1 protein-coding gene is annotated in these 399 nt (G+C 62.4%); it reads left to right on the top strand.

The features are described 5' to 3' along the window. A partial coding sequence (locus SB753_RS35090; RefSeq protein WP_410804654.1) for an ATP-binding protein occupies nucleotides 1-399 on the top strand: 399 nt, incomplete at both ends.

Here is a 399-nt window from a genome sequence, read left to right as displayed (position 1 = left end):
GATCGACGAAGCGTTGGCCGGCTATTGCAACGACATCCAGGTGATCATTCACGCGGACAACTCCATCTCGATCACCGACAACGGCCGCGGCGTGCCCACCGGTCTCAAGATGGACGACAAGCACGAGCCGAAGCGCAGCGCCGCCGAAATCGTGATGACCGAGTTGCACGCCGGCGGCAAGTTCGACCAGAACAGCTACAAGGTGTCGGGCGGCTTGCACGGCGTCGGCGTGTCGTGCGTGAACGCGCTGTCGGCGTGGCTGCGTTTGACGATTCGCCGCGACGGCAAAAAGCACTTCATGGAATTCCACCGTGGCGTGCCGCAGAATCGCGTGATCGAAGAGATCGACGGCGTGGCCGTGTCGCCGATTCAAGTGGTGGGCGATACCGAAAACCGCGG

Source organism: Paraburkholderia sp. SIMBA_053 (genome assembly GCF_046534895.1).
Lineage (GTDB): Bacteria > Pseudomonadota > Gammaproteobacteria > Burkholderiales > Burkholderiaceae > Paraburkholderia > Paraburkholderia caledonica.
Note: the sequence above shows the minus strand (reverse complement) of the source record. Positions and strands in the feature narration are given on the sequence as shown.